This is a genomic window from Azohydromonas sediminis (genome assembly GCF_003574675.1).
Taxonomy (GTDB): domain Bacteria; phylum Pseudomonadota; class Gammaproteobacteria; order Burkholderiales; family Burkholderiaceae_C; genus Calidifontimicrobium; species Calidifontimicrobium sediminis.
Map to the genome: position 1 here is coordinate 1 of NZ_QOAZ01000034.1, position 19,563 is coordinate 19,563.

At 71.8% G+C, this 19,563-nt stretch carries 16 protein-coding genes, 1 tRNA gene and 1 pseudogene; 9 read left to right on the forward strand and 9 right to left on the reverse strand.

Annotated elements, in window-relative coordinates:
• Nucleotides 1-64: 64 nt before the first annotated feature.
• Nucleotides 65-949: pseudogene (locus DRV96_RS14710) on the forward strand (IS5 family transposase); the annotation flags it as partial.
• A 353-nt stretch (nt 950-1,302) separates the two neighbouring features.
• Here the strand turns inward: DRV96_RS14710 and xerD are convergent.
• Entirely contained in the window at nt 1,303-2,235 is a 933-nt protein-coding gene (xerD, locus tag DRV96_RS14715) for a site-specific tyrosine recombinase XerD (protein WP_119292462.1), read from the reverse strand.
• Nucleotides 2,236-2,281: 46 nt separating this feature from the next.
• On the reverse strand, nt 2,282-3,268 hold the full coding sequence (locus DRV96_RS14720; protein ID WP_119292464.1) for a tripartite tricarboxylate transporter substrate binding protein BugE: 987 nt from the start codon (nt 3,266-3,268) through the stop codon (nt 2,282-2,284).
• Nucleotides 3,269-3,449: 181 nt separating this feature from the next.
• On the opposite strand from DRV96_RS14720, the gene DRV96_RS14725 reads away from it, so the two are divergent.
• Nucleotides 3,450-4,361, forward strand: a complete 912-nt coding sequence (locus DRV96_RS14725) for an AEC family transporter (protein WP_419187057.1) — start codon at nt 3,450-3,452, stop codon at nt 4,359-4,361.
• On the opposite strand, the gene queG is transcribed toward DRV96_RS14725, so the two are convergent.
• Entirely contained in the window at nt 4,330-5,484 is a 1,155-nt protein-coding gene (queG, locus tag DRV96_RS14730) for a tRNA epoxyqueuosine(34) reductase QueG (RefSeq protein ID WP_119292466.1), read from the reverse strand. The two genes, DRV96_RS14725 and queG, sit on opposite strands and share 32 nt — an antisense overlap.
• Here queG and tsaE point away from each other — a divergent pair.
• Together tsaE and DRV96_RS14740 are read left to right on the forward strand one after the other, a co-directional pair.
• Nucleotides 5,470-5,961 (forward strand): tRNA (adenosine(37)-N6)-threonylcarbamoyltransferase complex ATPase subunit type 1 TsaE, encoded by a 492-nt coding sequence (tsaE, locus tag DRV96_RS14735; protein WP_119292468.1) that lies wholly within the window; start codon nt 5,470-5,472, stop codon nt 5,959-5,961. The two genes, queG and tsaE, sit on opposite strands and share 15 nt — an antisense overlap.
• Nucleotides 5,958-7,319, forward strand: a complete 1,362-nt coding sequence (locus tag DRV96_RS14740; protein WP_119292470.1) for an N-acetylmuramoyl-L-alanine amidase — start codon at nt 5,958-5,960, stop codon at nt 7,317-7,319. Before tsaE ends, DRV96_RS14740 begins: the two co-directional genes overlap by 4 nt.
• Nucleotides 7,320-7,325: 6 nt before the next feature.
• Here DRV96_RS14740 and DRV96_RS14745 read toward each other — a convergent pair whose 3' ends face one another.
• A complete protein-coding gene (locus DRV96_RS14745) occupies nt 7,326-7,988 on the reverse strand; it encodes a DedA family protein (protein WP_119292472.1) in 663 nt (220 codons plus the stop codon).
• A 39-nt stretch (nt 7,989-8,027) separates the two neighbouring features.
• Between DRV96_RS14745 and mutL the strand changes: the two genes are divergently transcribed.
• The 4 genes from mutL (at nt 8,028) to DRV96_RS14765 (ending at nt 13,965) form a co-directional block, all read left to right on the forward strand.
• Nucleotides 8,028-9,839, forward strand: coding sequence for a DNA mismatch repair endonuclease MutL (gene mutL / locus DRV96_RS14750; RefSeq protein WP_119292474.1), 1,812 nt, complete (start codon nt 8,028-8,030; stop codon nt 9,837-9,839).
• 270 nt (nt 9,840-10,109) lie between these two features.
• Nucleotides 10,110-11,579: a PEP-CTERM sorting domain-containing protein gene (locus DRV96_RS14755; protein WP_119292477.1), complete on the forward strand. Its 1,470-nt coding sequence runs from the start codon at nt 10,110-10,112 to the stop codon at nt 11,577-11,579.
• A gap of 79 nt (nt 11,580-11,658) precedes the next feature.
• Entirely contained in the window at nt 11,659-12,570 is a 912-nt protein-coding gene (locus DRV96_RS14760) for an alpha/beta hydrolase (protein ID WP_119292479.1), read from the forward strand.
• Nucleotides 12,571-13,233: 663 nt separating this feature from the next.
• The gene (locus DRV96_RS14765) at nt 13,234-13,965 is read left to right on the forward strand and encodes a pseudouridine synthase (protein WP_336470522.1); all 732 of its coding nucleotides are present in this window, start codon (nt 13,234-13,236) and stop codon (nt 13,963-13,965) included.
• Nucleotides 13,966-13,983: 18 nt separating this feature from the next.
• Here DRV96_RS14765 and secA read toward each other — a convergent pair whose 3' ends face one another.
• Nucleotides 13,984-16,737: a preprotein translocase subunit SecA gene (secA, locus tag DRV96_RS14770; protein ID WP_119292483.1), complete on the reverse strand. Its 2,754-nt coding sequence runs from the start codon at nt 16,735-16,737 to the stop codon at nt 13,984-13,986.
• A 244-nt stretch (nt 16,738-16,981) separates the two neighbouring features.
• Here secA and DRV96_RS14775 point away from each other — a divergent pair, with 244 nt between their 5' ends.
• Nucleotides 16,982-17,317, forward strand: coding sequence for a hypothetical protein (locus DRV96_RS14775; RefSeq protein WP_235823425.1), 336 nt, complete (start codon nt 16,982-16,984; stop codon nt 17,315-17,317).
• 30 nt (nt 17,318-17,347) lie between these two features.
• Here the strand turns inward: DRV96_RS14775 and DRV96_RS14780 are convergent.
• From DRV96_RS14780 to DRV96_RS14795, 4 genes are all read right to left on the reverse strand, one after another.
• Nucleotides 17,348-17,423 (reverse strand) — tRNA-Thr (locus DRV96_RS14780).
• An 82-nt stretch (nt 17,424-17,505) separates the two neighbouring features.
• Nucleotides 17,506-18,030, reverse strand: a complete 525-nt coding sequence (locus tag DRV96_RS14785) for a ClpXP protease specificity-enhancing factor (protein ID WP_119292485.1) — start codon at nt 18,028-18,030, stop codon at nt 17,506-17,508.
• A gap of 16 nt (nt 18,031-18,046) precedes the next feature.
• Nucleotides 18,047-18,658, reverse strand: coding sequence for a glutathione S-transferase N-terminal domain-containing protein (locus DRV96_RS14790; protein WP_119292488.1), 612 nt, complete (start codon nt 18,656-18,658; stop codon nt 18,047-18,049).
• Between the two features lie 120 nt (nt 18,659-18,778).
• The gene (locus tag DRV96_RS14795) at nt 18,779-19,543 is read right to left on the reverse strand and encodes a cytochrome c1 (protein WP_119292490.1); all 765 of its coding nucleotides are present in this window, start codon (nt 19,541-19,543) and stop codon (nt 18,779-18,781) included.
• Nucleotides 19,544-19,563 lie beyond the last annotated feature (20 nt).

The following is a 19,563-nucleotide window of genomic DNA, read 5'->3' on the forward strand; positions in this document are numbered from 1 at the left end:
GCGCCTGTCCAAGCTCAGGCACCTGCCGGCCAGCCCATTCGTGCCGGCGATGCCGAAATGACGGCGTCGCGTTCCACACGAAACGACATGGAGCCTGATCGAGCCGCACAGCCCACGAGCGAAGACCGGCCGCCCGCCGTTTGCCATCGAGACCATGCTGCGCATCCACTTCCTGCAGCAATGGTTCGGTCTGTCGGACCCGGCGATGGAAGAGGCGCTGTTCGACGTTCCGCTGTACCGCGAGTTCGCGCTCCTGCCCGATGGCCCGGTGCGCCTGCCCGACGAGAGCACGATCCTGCGGTTCCGCCACCTGCTCGAGAAGCACGGCTTGGCCGCGCAGATGTTTGCTGCCGTCAACGCCATGTTGACTGCTCAAGGTCTGCTGCTCAAGACCGGCTCGGTCGTGGATGCCACCTTGATCCATGCGCCCAGTTCGACCAAGAACAGCACGGGGACCCGTGACCCCGAGATGCACCAGACCAAGAAGGGCAACAACTGGTACTTCGGGATGAAGGCGCACATCGCCGTCGACGCGGACTCCGGCCTGGTCCATCACGAGCTGTGCACCGCGGCCAACGTGCATGATCTGCACGCCGTCGACCGGCTGCTGCACGGCGCGGAGCGGCATGTGTTCGCCGACTCGGGCTACCGCGGCATCGCCAAGTGGAGCCGGCGCAAGCGCGTGAAGTGGTCGATCGCGATGACGCCGGGGCATCGGCGTGCGCTGGACATGAACGACCCGATCGATGCGCTGACCGATGGCATCGAGCGCTTGAAGGCCAGCGTCAGAGCCAAGGTCGAGCACCCGTTCCGCGTGCTCAAGCGGCAGTTCGGCTACACGAAGACGAGGTACCGCGGCTTGGCCAAGAACGCCGCGCAGGTCACGACGCTGTTCATGCTGTCGAACCTGTGGATGGCCCGGCGCAAATTGCAGGGAGTCGCGGGATGAGTGCGTCCGCAAGGCCCGAAACCGAGCCGGACGCGCAACTCGGATCGATCTGCGTTGTCGAGATACCCGGCTCGACCCGCTGATCACGAGCGAATCAACACGAGCGGAGGTCGAATGCTGGCTCATCGCAGGTTCTCGACCAGTTCTTCAGACCATCCCTAGGCGCAAGATGGCGGAAGGAACGGTTCCGCCACAGCCAAGTGGCGCCTGTCGAACCTTCTCATCGGGTAGCCCAGCGCGGTTCCGTCCTGCGGCTTTTCGGATGCGAGGTCGGGGCTCGGGACGTCGCTTCTCGGTCGATTGCGGTCACTCCCCGAAGGACACCCAACCCACAGACGCGCCCCAGCAGACCTTCACCCCCGCGGATGGTGCTGCGCGTGTAGCTGGCGCAGCCGCTCGCGCGCGACGTGGGTGTAGATCGTCGTCGTGCCGATGTCGGCGTGGCCGAGCAGCATCTGCACCGCGCGCAGGTCGGCGCCGTGGTTGAGCAGGTGCGTCGCGAACGCGTGGCGCAGCGTGTGCGGCGACAGCGGCGCCGTGATGCCGGCCTGCCGTGCGTACTTCTTGACCAGCTGCCAGAACATCTGCCGCGTCATCGGGCCGCCGCGCGCGGTGACGAACAGCGCATCGCTCGCCTGCCCGCCGAGGATCGCGGCGCGCGCGTCGGCGAGGTAGCGCTGCAGCCAGCGCAGCGCCTCGTCGCCGAACGGCACCAGCCGCTCCTTCGCGCCCTTGCCGGTCACGCGCAGCACGCCTTCGGCGAGCGTGACCTGCACGGTGCGGATCGTCACCAGCTCGCTGACGCGCAGGCCGCTGGCGTACATCAGCTCGAGCATCGCCCGGTCGCGCAGGCCCAGCGGCTGCCCGACGTCGGGCGCGGCGAGCAGCGCCTCGACCTGCGCTTCCGACAGCGTCTTCGGCACGCGCAGCGGCTGCCTGGCGGCGAGCAGCTTGAGCGTCGGGTCGACGGCGATGCGCCGCTCGCGCAGCGCCCAGCGGAAGTAGCGCTTGAACACCGTCAGGCGCCGGTTGGCCGTGGTGGCGCGGGACTGCGCGTGGCGCGCGGCCATGTAGGCGAACAGGTCGCTCTCGCGCGTGTCGTCGAGCGCGCGCGCGCCGGGCTGCTGCGCGAGCCAGCGCGCGTACAGCGCGAGGTCGCGCCGGTACGCGGCCAGCGTCTGTGCGGCCAGGCCGTCCTCGAGCCACACGGCGTCGAGGAACGCATCGATCGCGGCCTGGCTGGCCGCGGGCAGGTCGGGGGGCGGTGCGGGAGGCTTCGGGGCCATGAAAAAGGCCACCCGCAGGTGGCCGGGTGTCACGCGCCGCTCGGCGTCACTCGAGCGTGAGCTTCTGCTTGGCGACGACTTCCTTGTACACCGCCAGCTCGGCCCTGATCTGCTCGGCGAACTGCTCGGGCGTGTTGCCGATGATGATCGAGCCGGTGTCCTCGATGCGCTTGCGCACGTCGGCGTCCTGCAGCACCGTCCTGACGGCGGCGTTGACGCGGTCGACGACGGCGCGCGGCGTGCCCTTGGGTGCGAGGATGCCGTAGTACGCCATGCGGTTGACCGGCTCCAGGCCGACTTCCTTGAACGTCGGCACGTTGGGCATCGCCGCCAGCCGCTGCGGCGCGGCGACGACGATCGGCACGAGCCGCCCGTCGCGGATGAACGGCAGCGCCGACGGCACGTTGTCGAAGATGATCGGCACCTGCCCCGCCACCGTGTCCTGCAGCGCCGGGCCGGCGCCGCGGTACGGGATGTGCGTCATGAAGGTGCCGGTCAGGCTCTTGAACAGCTCGGTCTGCAGGTGCCCGATGCCGCCGGTGCCCGAGCTCGCGTAGCTGTACTTGCCCGGGTTCTTCTTCAGCACCTCGAGGAAGGTCTTGTAGTCCTTCGCCGGGAACGACGGGTGCACCGCGATGACGTTGGGCGTCGCGGCGATGTTGATGATCGCGACCATGTCGGTCAGCGGGTCGTACGAGATCTTCGGGTTGATCGCCGGGTTGGCCGCCGTCGTCGACACGGTGGCCATGCCGAGCACGTGGCCGTCGGGCGCAGCCTTGACCATCTCCATCGCGCCGATCACGCCGCCGCCGCCGGCCTTATTCTCGACGAGCACCTGCTGGCCCAGCGTCGCGCCGAGCTTGTCGGCGACGATGCGCGCGATGATGTCGGTCGTGCCGCCGGGTGCGAACGGCACGATCAGCCGCACCGGCTTGGTCGGGTAGGCCTGCGCCCACGCGGGCGAGGTGGCGAGCGAAGCGGCCGCCACGAGGCTCAGGGCCGCCAGGGTCTTCAGGGTCTGTCGCTTGGACATGCGGGGGATCTCCGGAATCGAGGCCAGGTCGACGCGCCGTCTGGCACGGTGAACGCCGATTGTGACTGCGCCCCGCACCGCCGGTTCGCGCGCGCGGCCTAGCGATGACCCTAAGACGCCCCGGCCAGCCGCAGCGCGCGCCCCGCGGGCGTCCGCGGCGGCGGCTGGCACACTGCCGGGCGTGGACTTGGCCTGGCTGCTGCTGCCCGACTTCGTGCTGATCGCGTGCGGCTTCCTGATCTGCCGCTACACCGTGCTCGACCGCCCGGTGTGGGAGGCCGCCGAGCGGCTCGTGTATTACCTGCTGTTTCCGGTGCTGCTGTTCGGCGCCATCGTGCGCAACCCGCTGCAGCCCACGTCGATGGCCGCACTGTCGGGCAGCGGGCTCGCGGTGGTCGGCGCCGGCATCGTGCTCGCCTACGCGCTGCGCGCGTGGCCCGGCGTCGACGCGCGCGCGCACGCGGCCGGCGCGCAGACGGCGTTTCGCTTCAACTCGTACGTCGCGCTGGCGCTCGCCGAGCGGCTGGGCGGCGCGCCCGCGGTGGCGGCGATCGCGGTGCTGGTATCGGTGTGCGTGCCGCTGTGCAACGTCGCCGCGGTGTGGCCGCTGGCGCGCCACGGCGGGCACGGCTATCTGCGCGAGCTCGCGCGCAACCCGCTGATCCTGGCCACGGTGGCCGGGCTGGCCGGCAACCTGATGGGGCTGAAGCTGCCCGAAGTCGTCGGCACGACGCTGCACCGCATCGGCGCGGCCGCGTTGCCGCTCGGGCTGATGGCCGTCGGCGCGGGGCTGCGCGTGGGCGCCTTGCGCGACGCGCCGAAGCTCGCCGCCGCGCTGCTCGCGATCCGGCACGCGGTGCTGCCGGCGCTGGCGCTGGCGATCGTCGCATGGGCGGTGGACCTGCCGCCGCTGCAGCAGCTCGCGGTGGTCGTGTTCGCCGCGCTGCCCACCGCGTCGAGCGCCTACGTGCTCGCGGCACGGCTCGGCGGGCATGCGAGCTACGTCGCCGGGCTCGTGACGCTGTCGACGCTGCTCGGCATGGCGAGCATCCCGTTGGCGCTCAGCGCGCTGCGCTGGATGCAGCCGCTGTAGGCGCTGCGGCCGCGGGGCGCTGCGCGAGCGCCCACTCGACGTGCTCGCGCACGAGCGGTGTCGCGGCATCGCGTCGCGCGGAGAGCGCGGCGCGCACCGCGTCGGCGGCGTCGGTGCCGGCGCGCAGCGCGTTGCCCAGCGCGACGGCGACGTTGCGCTGCCAGCGCTCGAAGCCGATGCGCCGGATCGCGCTGCCCTCGGTCGCGCGCAGGAAGCGCGCCTCGTCCCAGGCCCACAGCGTCAGCAGCGTCGGCGCCGCGACGTCGTCGCGCACGTCGAAGTCGGCGAGCGTGCTGCGCCGCGCGTACTTGTTCCACGGGCACGCGAGCTGGCAGTCGTCGCAGCCGTAGATGCGGTTGCCGATCAGCGGCCGCAGCTCGGGCGGGATCGGCCCCGCGTGCTCGATCGTCAGGTACGAGATGCAGCGCCGCGCATCGAGCCGGTACGGCGCGACGATCGCGCGCGTCGGGCACGCGTCGAGGCACGCGGTGCAGGTGCCGCAGTGCCCCTCGACGGCCGGCGTCGCGGGCAACGCGAGGTCGACGTAGATCTCGCCGAGGAAGAACATCGAGCCAGCGTCGCGCGCCAGCGCCAGCGTGTGCTTGCCGCGCCAGCCCAGGCCACTGCGCACCGCGAGCTCGACCTCGAGCACCGGCGCCGAGTCGGTGAACACGCGGTGCCCGAACGGACCGACGGCCTCGGCGAGCCGGTCGGCCAGCCGCTGCAGCCGCGTGCGCAGCACCTTGTGGTAGTCGCGGCCGCGCGCATACAGCGACACCGTCGCGTCGAGCGGGCGCTGCAGACGCTGCGACTCGACCGCCTGCCAGTCGTCGCCGGCGCTCCCGGTACCGCCGTCGCGCGTTCGCGGCAGGTAGTCCATGCGCGCCGTGATCACCGACACCGTGCCCGGCACCAGCGCCGCGGGCCTTGCGCGCGTGAGGCCATGGCGCGCCATGTAGGCCATCTCGCCGTGGAAGCCCGCGGCCAGCCACGCCTGCAGCCCCGGCTCGGTGTCGGCGAGGTCGATGCCCGCGACCCCGATCTGTGAGAATCCCAGCGCCCGCGCCCAGGTCCGCAGCTGCGCGAGCAGCGCAGGCCCGTCGACGCCATGACCCTGCCCCATCGGCCGATTCTAGAAACGCGCACCCTCGACTGGCCCGACGAGGCGGCCTGCGCCGCCACCGCCGCCGCGCTCGCCGCGGCGCCCGAGCTGCGCGACGCGACGATCGAGCTGCACGGCGCACTCGGCGCCGGCAAGACGACGTTCGTGCGCCACCTGCTGCGCGCGCTCGGCGTCACGGGGCGCATCAAGAGCCCGACCTACGCGCTGATGGAGCCGTACGAGGTCGGCGGTCTGGCGGTGTCGCACTTCGACTTCTACCGCTTCGCCGACCCGCGCGAGTGGGTCGACGCCGGGCTGCGCGACGTGTTCGCCGCGCCGGGGCTCAAGCTCGTCGAGTGGCCCGAGCAGGCCGCCGGGCTGCTGCCGCCGTGCGACCTGCGCATGGAACTCGCGGTGCTCGACGGCGATCGACGCCGCGTGACTGTGCACGCCCTCAGCCCCCGCGGCCGCGCCCTGCTCGCCGCGCTCGCCGCATGACGCTGCCGCGCCGCCGCGTGCTGCAAGGCGCCGGGGCGCTCGTGCTCGCGTTCGCGGCCACCGGCGCGGCGCACGCGCGCACGATCGTCGCGGCGCGCGTGTGGCCGGCCGACGAGTACACGCGCATCACACTCGAGGCCGACGGCGCGCTGAGCGCGACGACGCAGCACCTCAGCGCCCCCGACCGGCTCGTGATCGACATCGACGACCTCGAGCTCGACGGGGCGCTGCGCGAGCTCGTCGGCAAGGTCAGCGCCGACGACCCGTTCATCGCCGGCGTGCGCGTGGGCCAGTACCAGCCGCGCGTCGTGCGGCTGGTCATCGACCTGAAGCAGCCGGTGCGTCCGCAGTCGTTCGCGCTCGAGCCGGTGGCCGCGTACCGGCACCGCTTCGTCGTCGACCTGCATCCCACCGTCGAGCCCGACCCGCTGCTCGCGCTGATCCGCGACAAGGAGCGCGCCGAGCAGGCCGCGCGTCAATCGGTGCAGGACGCGCTCGGCGAGTTCATCGGCCGCCTCGACCGCCCCCGCGCACCGGGCGCTGCCGCCGCGCCCGCGCCGCGCGCCGACGCGCCGGCCGCCGTCGCGTCGGCGCCGGTGCAGACACCCGCGCCGCCGCACCCCTCGGCCGACGTACAAAAGAGGATCGACCGCCTGATCGTCGTCGCGATCGACCCCGGCCACGGCGGCGAGGACCCCGGTGCGATCGGCCCCACCGGGCTGCGCGAGAAGGACGTCGTGCTCGCGATCGCGCTGCAACTGCGCGACCGGCTCAACCGCCAGCCGGGCATGCGCGCAATGCTCACGCGCGACGCCGATTACTTCGTGCCGCTGCACGAGCGGGTGCGCAAGGCGCGCCGCGTGCAGGCCGACCTGTTCGTCTCGGTGCACGCCGACGCCTTCATGCGCCCCGAGGCGCGCGGCGCGAGCGTCTACGCGCTGAGCACCAACGGCGCGACGAGCGCGGCCGCGCGCTGGATGGCGCAGCGCGAGAACGCGTCGGACCTGGTCGGCGGCATCAACGTGCGCGCCGCCGACGCGCAGGTCATGCGCACGCTGCTCGACATGAGCACGACGGCGCAGATCAAGGACAGCCTGCGCGTCGGTCGCGAGGTGCTCGGCCAGATGGAGCGCGTCGGCGACCTGCACAAGCCGCGCGTCGAGCAGGCGGGCTTCGCGGTGCTCAAGGCACCCGACATCCCGAGCATCCTCGTCGAGACGGCGTTCATCTCGAATCCCGACGAGGAGCGCAAGCTGCGCGACGCGCGCTACCAGCGCCAGATCGTCGAGGCGGTGGCCACCGGCATCGTGCGCTACTTCGCGAAGAACCCGCCGCTGGCGCGCAACCGCTCGCTGTGACCGCGCTCAGCGCGCGGCCGTGCCGGTGTCGCGCGCGACGCGCCGCGCCTTCCAGCCGCCGGCCACCGCGATCAGGCCCGGCACCAGGATCAGCGCCCAGATGAGCGGGCCCAGGTGCTGTTGCACGAACGGGTGCTGGCCGAATGCGTAGCCCGCGGCGGTCAGCCCGAGCACCCACAGCAGCGCGCCGGCGACGTTGTAGATCGTGAAGCGGGTGCGCCGCATCGCGGCGACGCCGGCGACGAACGGCGCGAACGTGCGCACGAAGGGCATGAAGCGCGCGAGCACCACGGTGATGCCGCCGTGGCGCTCGTAGAAGCCGTGCGCGGCGTCGAACGCACGCCGGTCGAACCAGCGCGAGTGCGCCCAGCCGAACACCCTCGGCCCCAGCGCGCGGCCCGCCGTGTAGTTGACTTGGTCGCCGGCGATGGCCGCGGCCAGCAGCACGCCGGCGGCCAGCGGCCACGACATCGCGCCGGCGCCGGCCAGCGTGCCGGCGACGAACAGCAGCGAGTCGCCGGGCAGGAAGGGCATCACGACGAACCCGGTCTCGACGAAGACGATCGCGAACAGCAGCGCATAGACCCACGCGCCGTGGTCGTGCACGAAGGCGCCGAGGTGGCGGTCGACGTGCAGCACGAAGTCCAGCAGCAGCGGGGCGACGTCCATCGGGCCATTATCGGGGCCGCGCCTAGAATGAATGAGCCGATGAACGCGCCGCAGCCCGCCCGCCGCCCGATCCGCGAGCTGCCCGACGAGCTGGTCAGCCAGATCGCCGCCGGCGAGGTGATCGAGCGGCCGGCGTCGGTGGTGCGCGAGCTCGTCGACAACGCGCTCGACGCCGGTGCACGCAACGTCACGGTGCGGCTCGTCGAAGGCGGCGTGCGCGCCATCGTCGTCGAAGACGACGGCGCCGGCATCCCGGCGGCCGAGCTGCCGCTGGCCGTCAGGCGCCACGCGACGAGCAAGATCGCCAGCCTCGCCGAGCTCGAGCGCGTCGCGACGATGGGCTTTCGCGGCGAGGCGCTCGCCGCGATCGCGTCGGTGGCCGAGCTCGTCATCACCAGCCGCGACGGCGAAGCCGCGCACGCGCACCGCCTCGACGCGCGCAGCGGCGAACTCGCGCCGGCCGCGCGCGCGGTGGGTACGACGGTGGAGGTGCGCGAGCTGTTCTTCGCGACGCCGGCGCGGCGCAAGTTCTTGAAGACGCCGGTCACCGAGTTCGCGCACGCGCTCGACGCGGTGCGCCGCCACGCGCTCGCGCGCCCCGACGTCGCGTTCGCCGTCTGGCAAGACGGGCGGCTGGCCGCGCAGTGGCGCGCCGCGAGCACCGCGCAGCGCGTGGCCGACGTGCTCGGCGACGAATTCGTCGCCGCCAGCCGCGAGTTCGCGCGCGACGCCGGCCCGCTGCAACTGGCCGGCCGTGTCGGCCTGCCAGAAGCCGCACGCAGCCGCGCCGACTGGCAGTACGTGTTCGTCAACGGCCGCTTCGTGCGCGACCGCCTGATCGCGCACGCGCTGCGCAGCGCCTACGACGACCAGCTGCACGGCAGCCGCCAGCCGGCGTACGTGCTGTTCGTCGCCATCGCCCCCGACCTCGTCGATGCCAACGTGCACCCGACGAAGATCGAGGTGCGCTTCCGCGACGCGCGCGCAGTGCACGAGGCCGTACGCCGTGCCGTGGCCGACGCGCTGGCGCCGTCGCGCGCGAGCGCCGTGGCTGCGCCCGCGCCGGCGCCTGCCACCGCCGTGGCGCCCGCCGCGCCGACGCACTGGCAGCCCACGCTCGGGCTGCCCACGTCGTGGACCGCACGCGAGAGCGCGCCGCCCGCGTGGGACGCGTGGCGCGCGGTGGCCCCCGAGGCGGTCGGCCCGACGCCGCCCGGTGCGCGACCCGCGCCGCCGCCCGCGTCCGAGCCCGGCGACTGGCCGCTGGGCCGCGCGATCGCCCAGATCGGCGGCGTCTACGTGCTCGCCGAGAACGCGCACGGCCTCGTCGTCGTCGACATGCACGCGGCACACGAGCGCATCGTCTACGAGCGGCTGAAGGCCGCCGCAGCGGCCGGCGGCCCCGACGCACCGCTGCCGGCACAGCCGCTGCTGATTCCCGTCGTGTTCGCGGCGACGCCGGCCGAGGTCGCCACCGCCGAGGCCGAGGCGGCGACGCTCGCCGCGCTCGGCCTCGACGTCGCGCCGCTTTCGGCCTCGACGCTCGCGGTGCGCAGCCGCCCGGCGGCGCTGCCCGACGCCGACGTCGCGGAGCTGACGCGCCGCGTGCTCGCCGACCTCGCGCAGGTCGGCGCCAGCCGCGTCGTGCAGCGCGCGCGCGACGACCTGCTCGCGACGATGGCCTGCCACGGCGCCGTGCGCGCGAACCGCCGGCTGACGCTCGACGAGATGAACGCGCTGCTGCGCGACATGGAAGCCACCGAGCGCGCCGACCAGTGCAACCACGGCCGCCCGACCTGGCGCCAGCTGACGCTGAAGGACCTCGACGCGCTGTTCCTGCGCGGACGCTGAGGACGCGGGGCCATTCCGCGCAGACCTGCCGACGGCGCGCGACGAATGCTCCGCGCAACAACGAATCGTCTTTCGTCGGCGCAGCGCCACGCTCAAGTGTCGGATTCCTTGACGATCTGGTCTGTCGGGAAGCTGGCCGTCGTTGGTAACCTCCTGATTCGCCGGCGCTTTCCCGTTGGCGGAACGAGATATGCAGGCAGAGCACCGTGCGCCGCACCGCAGATCCATCAGGCGCATCCAGTGCGTCGCGGCACATGAGGAGAACCCGGCATGGCTTCCGATCTCTTGCTTGCGGACCTTGCGCACAGCGCGCCGCCGCGCCCGCTTTCTGGGGCCCTGTCGTTATCGACGCTGTCAGGCGATCTCGTCCCCGCCCCCGTCGCTGCGCAATCGCTGCACGGCTTCCAGCGCCCCCACCAACGGCGCGTCGGGCCCTGCGCAGCGGCGGCTGCCCTGCTGTCGGGCGTCGCGCTGGCGACGACGGCGGGGGCCGCCACGATCGGCGTGACGACGTTCGACTCGACCACGATCGGCCTACCGTCCACATCCGTGACTGCCGGGCCGTTTCCCTTCGGCGCACTCGGAATCGAGGCCAAGGCCGGGTTCAGCCCCGGGCCGGTCGACGTCGGCGTCGGTGGTGGAACCACGTTCACGCTGCCCTCGGTGTCGCAGGGCACCGTGTTCACCAGCGCCGACGCCCTGACGTTCGGGTACTCGCCCTTCTGGACAGGATCCGTGAAGGCGACCTCCGGCATCTCGTTGAGCGCCGACCTGAAGTGGGACATCGGCCCCTTCAGCGGCAGCCAGAACATCCTGAGCACCTCGGCCGACGCCACTGCCTCGGGACTGACGGCCTTGGGCGGCGCCCTGAAAGACGGCAACGCGAGCGACACCGACTACACGACGAAGTACGGCGTCGCGTTCAACTTCGTCAACCCGTTCCCGATCTTCATGGAGGCCTCGCTCGGCGCGACGGTGCAGGGGCACATCACGCAGTCCGTGTCTTGGTCGCCGGTGGCCGAGTACGGGTTCTGGTGGTGGGCCGACACCGACAGCCTCTACAACGGCACCGAGACGCTCAACTGGTACGGCGTGACCAGCGGCCCCCTTCGGTACTCGTTCGCCGGCCTGACGGCCCCCGCGAACACGACCGACTTCCTGCTGAACTTCATCCCCGGCGTCAGGCTCGAGATGCCGATCGGCTTTGACACCACGTTCGGGCTCGACGTCGGCGGCTTCGCCCAGGCGAAGGTCTTCGGCGCGACCGTCGCGGAAGCGTACTTCCCGCTCGCGACCGCGAGTTGGAACCTGGCCAACGCCAGCTTCCTCTACGACCCCTACTGGCACGCGAACGACGTGTTCAGCATTCCGCTGGAGCAGAATTGCACCGCGATCGATCCGTTCACCGGGCAGCAGACGTGCTCCGGCTTTCGCGTCCCGGCGCAGAAGTACGCATTGATCGTGCAGGGCGGATACCGCGGCAAGCCACCATCGGGGCCGTTCGCGATTCCGGCGCCGACTTTCCTGCCGTCGTCGGGGTTCACGGACGTGATCCCCCTTCCCTTCTGCGTCGACACAGACACAGACCCTCGGTGCTTCGACGGCATTGACGACGACCGGCTCGGTGGCGACAACCCCACCATCACGGTCACCGTCACCGAAGTTCCCGAACCCGGAACGCTGGCACTCGTGGCTCTCGGCTTGGTGGGCGCGGTGTCGGGCAGAAACCGCCGGCGCTGAGCGGCGACGCCCGCGTCCATACGCCGCGCGCAACGACCTTGCGCGTGCGTCGGCCACGGCCGATACGCAGAATCGGCGCATGGATCACGGCTCCCACGCCCCATTGCCGGCGAAGCCGCTGCGCCAGCGGCGGCCGGCGCGCGGCTGGATCCGCGGCGGCCTCGCGCTGCTGCTCGGCGCGTCGCTGCTCGCCGGCTGCGCGACGCTCGACCACAAGCAGCGCGAGTGGGTGTTCCAGCCGAGCAAGACCTCGTGGTCCGGCGCCGCGTGGGCCGCCGAGGGCATGCACGACGTGTGGATCGACTTCCACTCGCGCGAGGCCGACGCGCCGGTCACGCTGCACGGACTGTGGCTGCCGCAGGCCGACGCCGCCGACGCGCCGGTGCTGCTGTACCTGCACGGCGCGCGCTGGGACGTGCGCAGCAGCGCACACCGCATGCGCCGCATGCACGAGCTCGGCTTCGCGGTGCTCGGCATCGACTACCGCGGCTTCGGCCGCAGCACCGACATGCTGCCGTCGGAGACGATGGCTTACGAGGACGCGCTCGCCGCGTGGCGCTGGCTCGCGCAGCAGCACCCGCAGGCGCGGCGCTACGTGTTCGGGCACTCGCTCGGCGGCGCGATCGCCGTGCACCTGGCCAGCGAGGTCGACGACGCCGCCGGGCTGATCGTCGAGGGCACGTTCACGTCGATCCCCGACGTCGTGCGCACCTTCGAGTGGGGCTGGCTGCCGGTCGGGCCGCTGATCACGCAGCGTTTCGACGCCGCCGCGCGCATCGCCAAGCTGCGCGCGCCGGTGCTCGTCGTGCACGGCAGCGCCGACCGCTGGATCCGACCCGAGCTGGGCCGGGCCCTCTACGAGCGCGCGCCCGAACCCAAGCGCTGGCTGCTCGTCGAAGGCGGCTCGCATCACAACACCAACGCGGTCGGGCAGCCGCTGTACCGCGAGGCGATCGCCGAGCTGTTCGGCCTCGCGCCGCGCACGCCCTGACGCGGCGCGCGTGATCCAATGCGGGCGATGAGCGATCGCCCGAAGCTGACGTTGAAGAAGGGCCGCACGGCGGCGCGCGACGAGCGCCGCGCGCCGGTGCGCGCGGCCACCGCGCCGCGGCGCGCTGCGTCGGGCCCGAAAGCGGGCACGGACCGCGACGCGCGGCGCGACCCGCCACCCCGCAAGCGCGCAGCGGCGCACGGACAGCCGAGCGATCGCGCGGCGCCCGAGGGTCGTGAGCGGGTGCCGCGCGACCGGCGCGCGGGTGACCGGAACGAGCGCCCGCCGCGCAAGAACGCGACGCTGGCGCGCGACCGGCGCGCCGCGACACCCTCGTCACCGGCTGGCCCCGCCAAGCACAGCCCATCGCGCCCGACGCCGGGCGCCGCCCCGCGCCCACGCGCGACCCGCGCCGGCGAACGCGGTCCAGGTGCGGCCCCGCCTGGCGAGCGCGAACGGCGCGCGCCATCGCCGCGGCGCATCGACGAGCGCCCCGCGACGCCACGGCGCGACGCCGCACCGCCACGCGACGCGCACCCGACGCCCCGGCCGCAGCCGCCGGCGCCCGCGCGCGGGCCGAGGGCCACAGGGCCGACAGCGACCTCCCAGGCGACGCCGCCCCCCGCGCCCCGGCGGCACGGCGAGGAGCCCGCGGGCCAGGGCGTGCGCCTGTCCAAGTGGCTGACCGCGCAGGGCCTGGCGTCGCGCCGCGAGGCCGACGAGTGGATCGAGGCCGGCTGGGTGCGTGTCGACGGCGTGCCGGCGCGGCTGGGCCAGCGCGTGACGCCGGCGCAGCGCATCGAGGTCGACCCGGCGGCGCGGCAGCAGCAGGCGCGGCGCGTGACGATCCTGCTGCACAAGCCGCTGGGCTACGTCAGCGGCCAGCCCGAGGACGGCCACGAAGCCGCCGCGTCACTCGTGACCGCGGCCAACCACTGGCGCGACGACCCGACGCGCCGGCCCTTCCATCCCGCACACGCGCGCGGGCTCGCGCCCGCGGGCCGGCTCGACATCGACTCGACGGGCCTGCTCGTGCTGACGCAGGACGGGCGCGTGGCCAAGCAGCTGATCGGCGACGACTCGGCCATCGAGAAGGAGTACCTGGTGCGCGTCGAGCCGATGCGCCCGGGGCCGCTGGCGCCCGACGTGCTCGAGCGGCTGCGTCACGGCCTCGAGCTCGACGGCCGGCCGCTGAAACCCGCGCGCGTGAGCTGGGCCAACGAGGACCGCCTGCGCTTCGTGCTGCGCGAGGGGCGCAAGCGGCAGATCCGCCGCATGTGCGAGCTCGTCGGGCTGAAAGTCGTCGCGCTCAAGCGCGTGCGCATCGGGCGCATCGTGCTCGGCAAGCTGCCACCCGGGCAGTGGCGCTACCTGGCCGACCACGAGCGCTTCTAGGCGGCGCCGCCGCGGCGCTCAGGTGAGCTTGCCGTGGCAGTGCTTGTACTTCTTGCCGCTGCCGCACGGGCACGGGTCGTTGCGGCCGACCTTGGGCACGGTGGCCACCGCGGTGGCGGCGTCGCGCTCCTGGCTGACGCTGCCGTCCTCGTTGGGGTGCGTGTAGGTCACGTTGGCGACGTGGCTGGCGCGCTCCTCGAGCGTCTCGGCGGCCTGCGCGGCCTGCTCCTGCGTCTGCACGCGCACCGTCATCAGCACGCGCGTGACTTCCATCTTGACGACGTCGAGCAGCTGCTCGAACAGCTCGAAGGCCTCGCGCTTGTACTCCTGCTTCGGGTTCTTCTGCGCGTAGCCGCGCAGGTGGATGCCCTGGCGCAGGTAGTCGAGCGCGGCGAGGTGCTCGCGCCAGTGCGTGTCGAGCGACTGCAGCAGCACCATGCGCATGAACGGCGTGAACTGCTCGGCGCCGACGAGCGCGACCTTGGCCGCGAACGCCTGGTCGGCCGCGGCGACGACCTTCTCGACGATGTCCTCGTCGGTGATCTGCTCGCTGCCCTCGACGAGCGACTTCAGGTCGACGTGGAGGTGCCACTCGTCGGCGAGCACCTTCTGCAGCGCGTCGAGGTCCCACTGCTCCTCGAGGCTGTCGGCCGGCACGTACGTGCGCACGACGTCGGTCATCGCCGAACGGCGCAGGTTGGCGATCTGGTCGTCGAGGTTCTTCGCCTCGAGGATCTCGTTGCGCTGCTGGTAGATGACCTTGCGCTGGTCGTTGGCGACGTCGTCGTACTCGAGCAGCTGCTTGCGGATGTCGAAGTTGCGCGCCTCGACCTTGCGCTGCGCGCTCTCGATGCTGCGGCTGACGATGCCGGCCTCGATCGCCTCGCCCTCGGGCATCTTCAGCCGGTCCATGATCGCGCGCACGCGGTCGCCGGCGAAGATGCGCATCAGCGGGTCTTCGAGCGAGAGATAGAACCGCGACGAGCCCGGGTCGCCCTGACGGCCGGCGCGGCCGCGCAGCTGGTTGTCGATGCGCCGGCTCTCGTGGCGCTCGGTGGCGATGATGCGCAGGCCGCCGAGCGCGACGACCTGGTCGTGCAGCGCCTGCCACTCGTCGCGCAGCTTCTGCGCGCGCGCCTTCTTTTCGTCTTCCGACAGGTTCGGGTCGGCCTCGAGCAGCTGGATCTGCTTGTCGACGTTGCCGCCGAGCACGATGTCGGTGCCGCGGCCGGCCATGTTCGTCGCGATCGTGATCATCTTCGGCCGGCCGGCCTGCGCGACGATCTCGGCCTCCTTCGCGTGCTGCTTGGCGTTGAGCACCTGGTGCGGCAGGCCCTGCTTCTTCAGCATCGCCGAGACGAGCTCGGAGTTCTCGATCGACGTCGTGCCCACGAGCACCGGCTGCCCGCGCTCGTAGCAGCTGCGGATGTCGGCGATGACGGCGTCGTACTTCTCCTTGGCCGTCTTGTAGACGAGGTCGAGCTCGTCCTTGCGGATCATCGGCTTGTTCGGCGGGATGATCACGGTCTCGAGGCCGTAGATCTCCTTGAACTCGTAGGCCTCGGTGTCGGCCGTGCCCGTCATGCCCGCGAGCTTGGCGTACATGCGGAAGTAGTTCTGGAACGTGATCGAGGCGAGCGTCTGGTTCTCGCTCTGGATCGGCACACCTTCCTTGGCCTCGACGGCCTGGTGCAGGCCGTCGCTCCAGCGCCGGCCCGTCATCAGCCGGCCGGTGAACTCGTCGACGATGATGACCTCGGGCCCGCGCTCGCCGGCCTGCACGACGTAGTGCTGGTCGCGGTGGTACAGGTGGTGCGCGCGCAACGCCGCGTAGACGTGGTGCATCAGCGTGATGTTGGCCGGGCCGTACAGGCTCGCGCCCTCGGCGAGCAGTCCCGCCTGCGTGAGCAGCGCCTCGGCGCGCTCGTGCCCCTGCTCGGTCAGGTAGACCTGGTGGCTCTTCTCGTCGACGGTGAAGTCGCCCGGCTCGATGACGCCCTGCCCGGTGCGCGGGTCGGCCTCGCCGATCTGCCGCTTCAGCGCCGGCACGATGGCGTTGATGCGCACGTACAGCTCGGTGTGGTCCTCGGCCTGGCCGCTGATGATCAGCGGCGTGCGCGCCTCGTCGATCAGGATCGAGTCGACCTCGTCGACGATCGCGTAGTTGAGCCCGCGTGCGACGCGGTCGCTCACCTCGTAGACCATGTTGTCGCGCAGGTAGTCGAAGCCGAACTCGTTGTTCGTGCCGTACGTGACGTCGGCAGCGAAGGCGGCCTGCTTCTCCTCGCGCTGCATCCCCGGCACGTTGACGCCCACCGTCAGTCCGAGGAAGCCGTACAGCCGCCCCATCCACTCGGCGTCACGCCGCGCGAGGTAGTCGTTGACGGTGACGACGTGCACGCCCTTGCCGGGCAGCGCGTTCAGGTACACCGGCAGCGTGGCGGTCAGCGTCTTGCCTTCGCCGGTGCGCATCTCGGCGATCTTGCCCTCGTGCAGCGCGATGCCGCCGATCAGCTGCACGTCGAAGTGGCGCATCTTCAGCACGCGCTTGCTGGCCTCGCGCACGACGGCGAAGGCCTCGGGCAGCAGCGCGTCGAGCGACTCGCCCTTGGCGATGCGGGCACGGAACTCGTCGGTCTTGGCACGCAGCGCGGCGTCGTCGAGCTTCTCGAACTGCGGCTCGAGCGCGTTGATGCGCTCGACCGTGCGGCGGTACTGTTTGAGCAGGCGGTCGTTGCGCGAGCCGAACAGGGCGGTCAGAACGTTGAGCATGGGCGGGATCGTCGTACGGGCGGGCGGCGGGAGGCAGGCATCGACGGTGCGCGACGCCGCGCGCGGGGCGTCCGCCGGCGCCGGTGGCGACCGAAGCGGCGCGCAGGCCGTGGGCGGGCGGCAGCGCCATCCCACTGCGGGCACCCGTGGGAAAGGCGGTCAGTGTAGCACCCGGGTCCGGCGACGCGGGCCGCACGGGCGCCGCGAGCGCGGCACCGTGCGCGACGAGGGCTACACTGCCCGCATGGGCCGCTCCCCGTTTCCTCCGCGCGGCGACGCCGTGATGCCGCCGATGGCGCTGCCGCTGGAGCGCGCGATCGCCGGCAGCGCGGCGCTGGCGCGCCTGGGCGAGCGCCTGCGGCAGTCGCAGGCTCGGCACGCGAGCATCGTCGGCGTGCTGCCGGCCGCGCTGCGCGCCCACGTGCACGCCGGGCCGATCGACGAGCGGCAGTGGGTGCTGCTGGCGTCCAGCGCGGCGGTGGCCGCGAAGCTGCGTCAGTGTCTGCCGAGCATCGAGCGGGCGCTGCTCGATGCCGGCTGGCCGCCGCTGGAGATCCGCGTGCGCGTTCGTCGCGCGTAGCGGCACGGCCCGGCGGGTCGCGAACGGACGTGGTGCCGGCTGTCAGACTCGAACTGACGACCTTCCGCTTACAAGGCGGGCGCTCTACCAGCTGAGCTAAGCCGGCCGGACCTTCGCGAAAGATTGTAGGAGGCGCTCCACCACGCCGGGCCGGCTCGCGACGGTGCCGGCGCAGCAGCCGCGGCAGGTCACTTGACGCGCTTGAGCGACGGACGCGATGGCGGGTGGTCGTCGGGCGGTGGTTCGTCACCACCGTCGGCCTCCGATGTCTCGGCCGCACCCTCGACGCTGGCCAGGCGCAGCCCGCGCGGGGCCGGGGCCGCACGCGGGGCCGGTGCGGCCGCGCCGGCGGCGGGCTCGGCCGGCGCGCCGGCGGTGGGCAGCGGGAACGCCATGCCCTGGCCGTTTTCGCGCGCGTAGATCGCGACGACGTGGTCGACGGGGACGACGATCTCGCGCGCGGCGCCGCCGAAGCGCGCCTTGAACTCGATCACGTCGTTGCCGATCTTGAGCCCCGACGTGGCCTCGAAGCCGACGTTGAGCACGATCTCGTTGTTCTTGACGTACTCGCGCGGCACCTGGACGCTGTCGTCGACGAACACCGCGATGTACGGCGTGAAGCCGTTGTCGGTGCACCAGTCGTGCAGCGCGCGGATCAGGTAGGGCCGGGTCGAGGTGCCCTGCGACTCGGCGGCCGTGGGGGGCGAGGTCATCGCGGCCGGCGCAGCGTCACTTGCGCATCACCTTCTCGGACGGCGTCAGCGCCTCGATGTACGCCGGGCGCGAGAAGATGCGCTCGGCGTACTTGAGCAGCGGCAGCGCGTTCTTGCTCAGGTCGATGCCGTAGTAGTCCAGGCGCCACAGCAGCGGGGCGATCGCGACGTCGAGCATCGAGAAGTCGTCGCCGAGCATGTACTTGTTCTTCACGAAGATCGGCGCGAGCTGTGTCAGGCGGTCGCGGATCTGCGCACGCGCCTTCTCGATCTGCTTCTCGGTCGGCTTGACGCCGCGCGACTCGAGGATGTTGACGTGCGTGAACAGTTCCTTCTCGAAGTTGAACAGGAACAGGCGCACGCGCGCGCGTGCGACCGGGTCGCCGGGCATCAGCTGCGGGTGGGGGAAGCGCTCGTCGATGTACTCGTTGATGATGTTCGACTCGTACAGGATGAGGTCGCGCTCGACGAGGATCGGCACCTCGTTGTACGGGTTCATCAGCGCGATGTCTTCCGGCTTCGCGAAGAGGTCGACGTCGCGGATCTCGAAGTCCATGCCCTTCTCGAACAGCACGAAGCGGCAGCGGTGCGAGTAGGGGCAGGTGGTTCCTGAATACAGCACCATCATGGCGAGACGATCCTTCTCATCGGGGGCGGCGCGCTTCGCGCGCCGCCGCAAAGCAAGATGCGCAGCAGGCGCGTGCGCCGTGCTGCGCGGGGGCCACCGCTCGCGCGGCGGCGCTCGGGTTTACTTGACGTCCTTCCAGAACGCGGCGTTCAGTCGCCACGCGATCACGGTGAACACGGCGAGGAAGATCAGCACGACCACACCGATGCGGATGCGGTCCGCACGCATCGGCTCGCCCATCCAGTGCAGGAACGCGACGAGGTCGCCGACGGCCTCGTCGTACTGCTGCGGGGTCATCGTGCCGGGCTTGACCTGCTCCCAGCGACCGGTGAAGACCTCGACCTCGTGGCCGTGCTCGACACGCTTGTCGAACACGGGCCGGCGCTCGCCCTGCAGCTCCCACAGCACGTGCGGCATGCCCACGCTCGGAAACGCGAGGTTGTTCCAGCCGGTGGCCTTCGTGTCGTCGCGGTAGTAGGTGCGCAGGTAGGTGTAGAGATAGTCGGCACCGCTGCCCATGCCGGCGGCCGAACGCGAGCGCGCGATCACGGTGAGGTCGGGCGGCACGGCGCCGAACCATTCCTTGGCGTCGCGCGGATTCAGCGACACCTTCATCAGGTCGCCCACCTTGTCGGTGGTGAACATCAGGTTGCTCTTGATCTGCTCGTCGGTCAGGCCGATGTCGCGCATGCGGTTGTAGCGCATGAACGCCGCGGCATGGCAGTTCAGACAGTAGTTGACGAACAGCTTGGCGCCGTTTTGCAGCGCCGCCAGGTCGTTGGCCTTCTGGGTCGGGAAGCGGTCCCAGGCGATACCGCCACCAGCGGCGTGCGCGGTGCCGGCGAACGCCAGCGCGGCCAGCAGCGACACGATCAGCTTCTTCATTTCGATTTCTCCGTCGTCCG

What these genes read in the sequence shown, in the direction of transcription:
- tsaE (WP_119292468.1), top strand. Translation starts at nt 5,470, where the DNA reads ATGACCCTGCCCCATCGGCCGATTCTAGAAACGCGCACCCTCGACTGG.
- DRV96_RS14790 (WP_119292488.1), bottom strand. Translation starts at nt 18,658, where the DNA reads ATGATGGTGCTGTATTCAGGAACCACCTGCCCCTACTCGCACCGCTGC.
- queG (WP_119292466.1), bottom strand. Translation starts at nt 5,484, where the DNA reads ATGGGGCAGGGTCATGGCGTCGACGGGCCTGCGCTGCTCGCGCAGCTG.
- DRV96_RS14785 (WP_119292485.1), bottom strand. Translation starts at nt 18,030, where the DNA reads ATGACCTCGCCCCCCACGGCCGCCGAGTCGCAGGGCACCTCGACCCGG.
- DRV96_RS14760 (WP_119292479.1), top strand. Translation starts at nt 11,659, where the DNA reads ATGGATCACGGCTCCCACGCCCCATTGCCGGCGAAGCCGCTGCGCCAG.
- mutL (WP_119292474.1), top strand. Translation starts at nt 8,028, where the DNA reads ATGAACGCGCCGCAGCCCGCCCGCCGCCCGATCCGCGAGCTGCCCGAC.
- secA (WP_119292483.1), bottom strand. Translation starts at nt 16,737, where the DNA reads ATGCTCAACGTTCTGACCGCCCTGTTCGGCTCGCGCAACGACCGCCTG.
- DRV96_RS14720 (WP_119292464.1), bottom strand. Translation starts at nt 3,268, where the DNA reads ATGTCCAAGCGACAGACCCTGAAGACCCTGGCGGCCCTGAGCCTCGTG.
- DRV96_RS14795 (WP_119292490.1), bottom strand. Translation starts at nt 19,543, where the DNA reads ATGAAGAAGCTGATCGTGTCGCTGCTGGCCGCGCTGGCGTTCGCCGGC.
- DRV96_RS14755 (WP_119292477.1), top strand. Translation starts at nt 10,110, where the DNA reads ATGGCTTCCGATCTCTTGCTTGCGGACCTTGCGCACAGCGCGCCGCCG.
- xerD (WP_119292462.1), bottom strand. Translation starts at nt 2,235, where the DNA reads ATGGCCCCGAAGCCTCCCGCACCGCCCCCCGACCTGCCCGCGGCCAGC.
- DRV96_RS14745 (WP_119292472.1), bottom strand. Translation starts at nt 7,988, where the DNA reads ATGGACGTCGCCCCGCTGCTGCTGGACTTCGTGCTGCACGTCGACCGC.
- DRV96_RS14740 (WP_119292470.1), top strand. Translation starts at nt 5,958, where the DNA reads ATGACGCTGCCGCGCCGCCGCGTGCTGCAAGGCGCCGGGGCGCTCGTG.
- DRV96_RS14775 (WP_235823425.1), top strand. Translation starts at nt 16,982, where the DNA reads ATGGGCCGCTCCCCGTTTCCTCCGCGCGGCGACGCCGTGATGCCGCCG.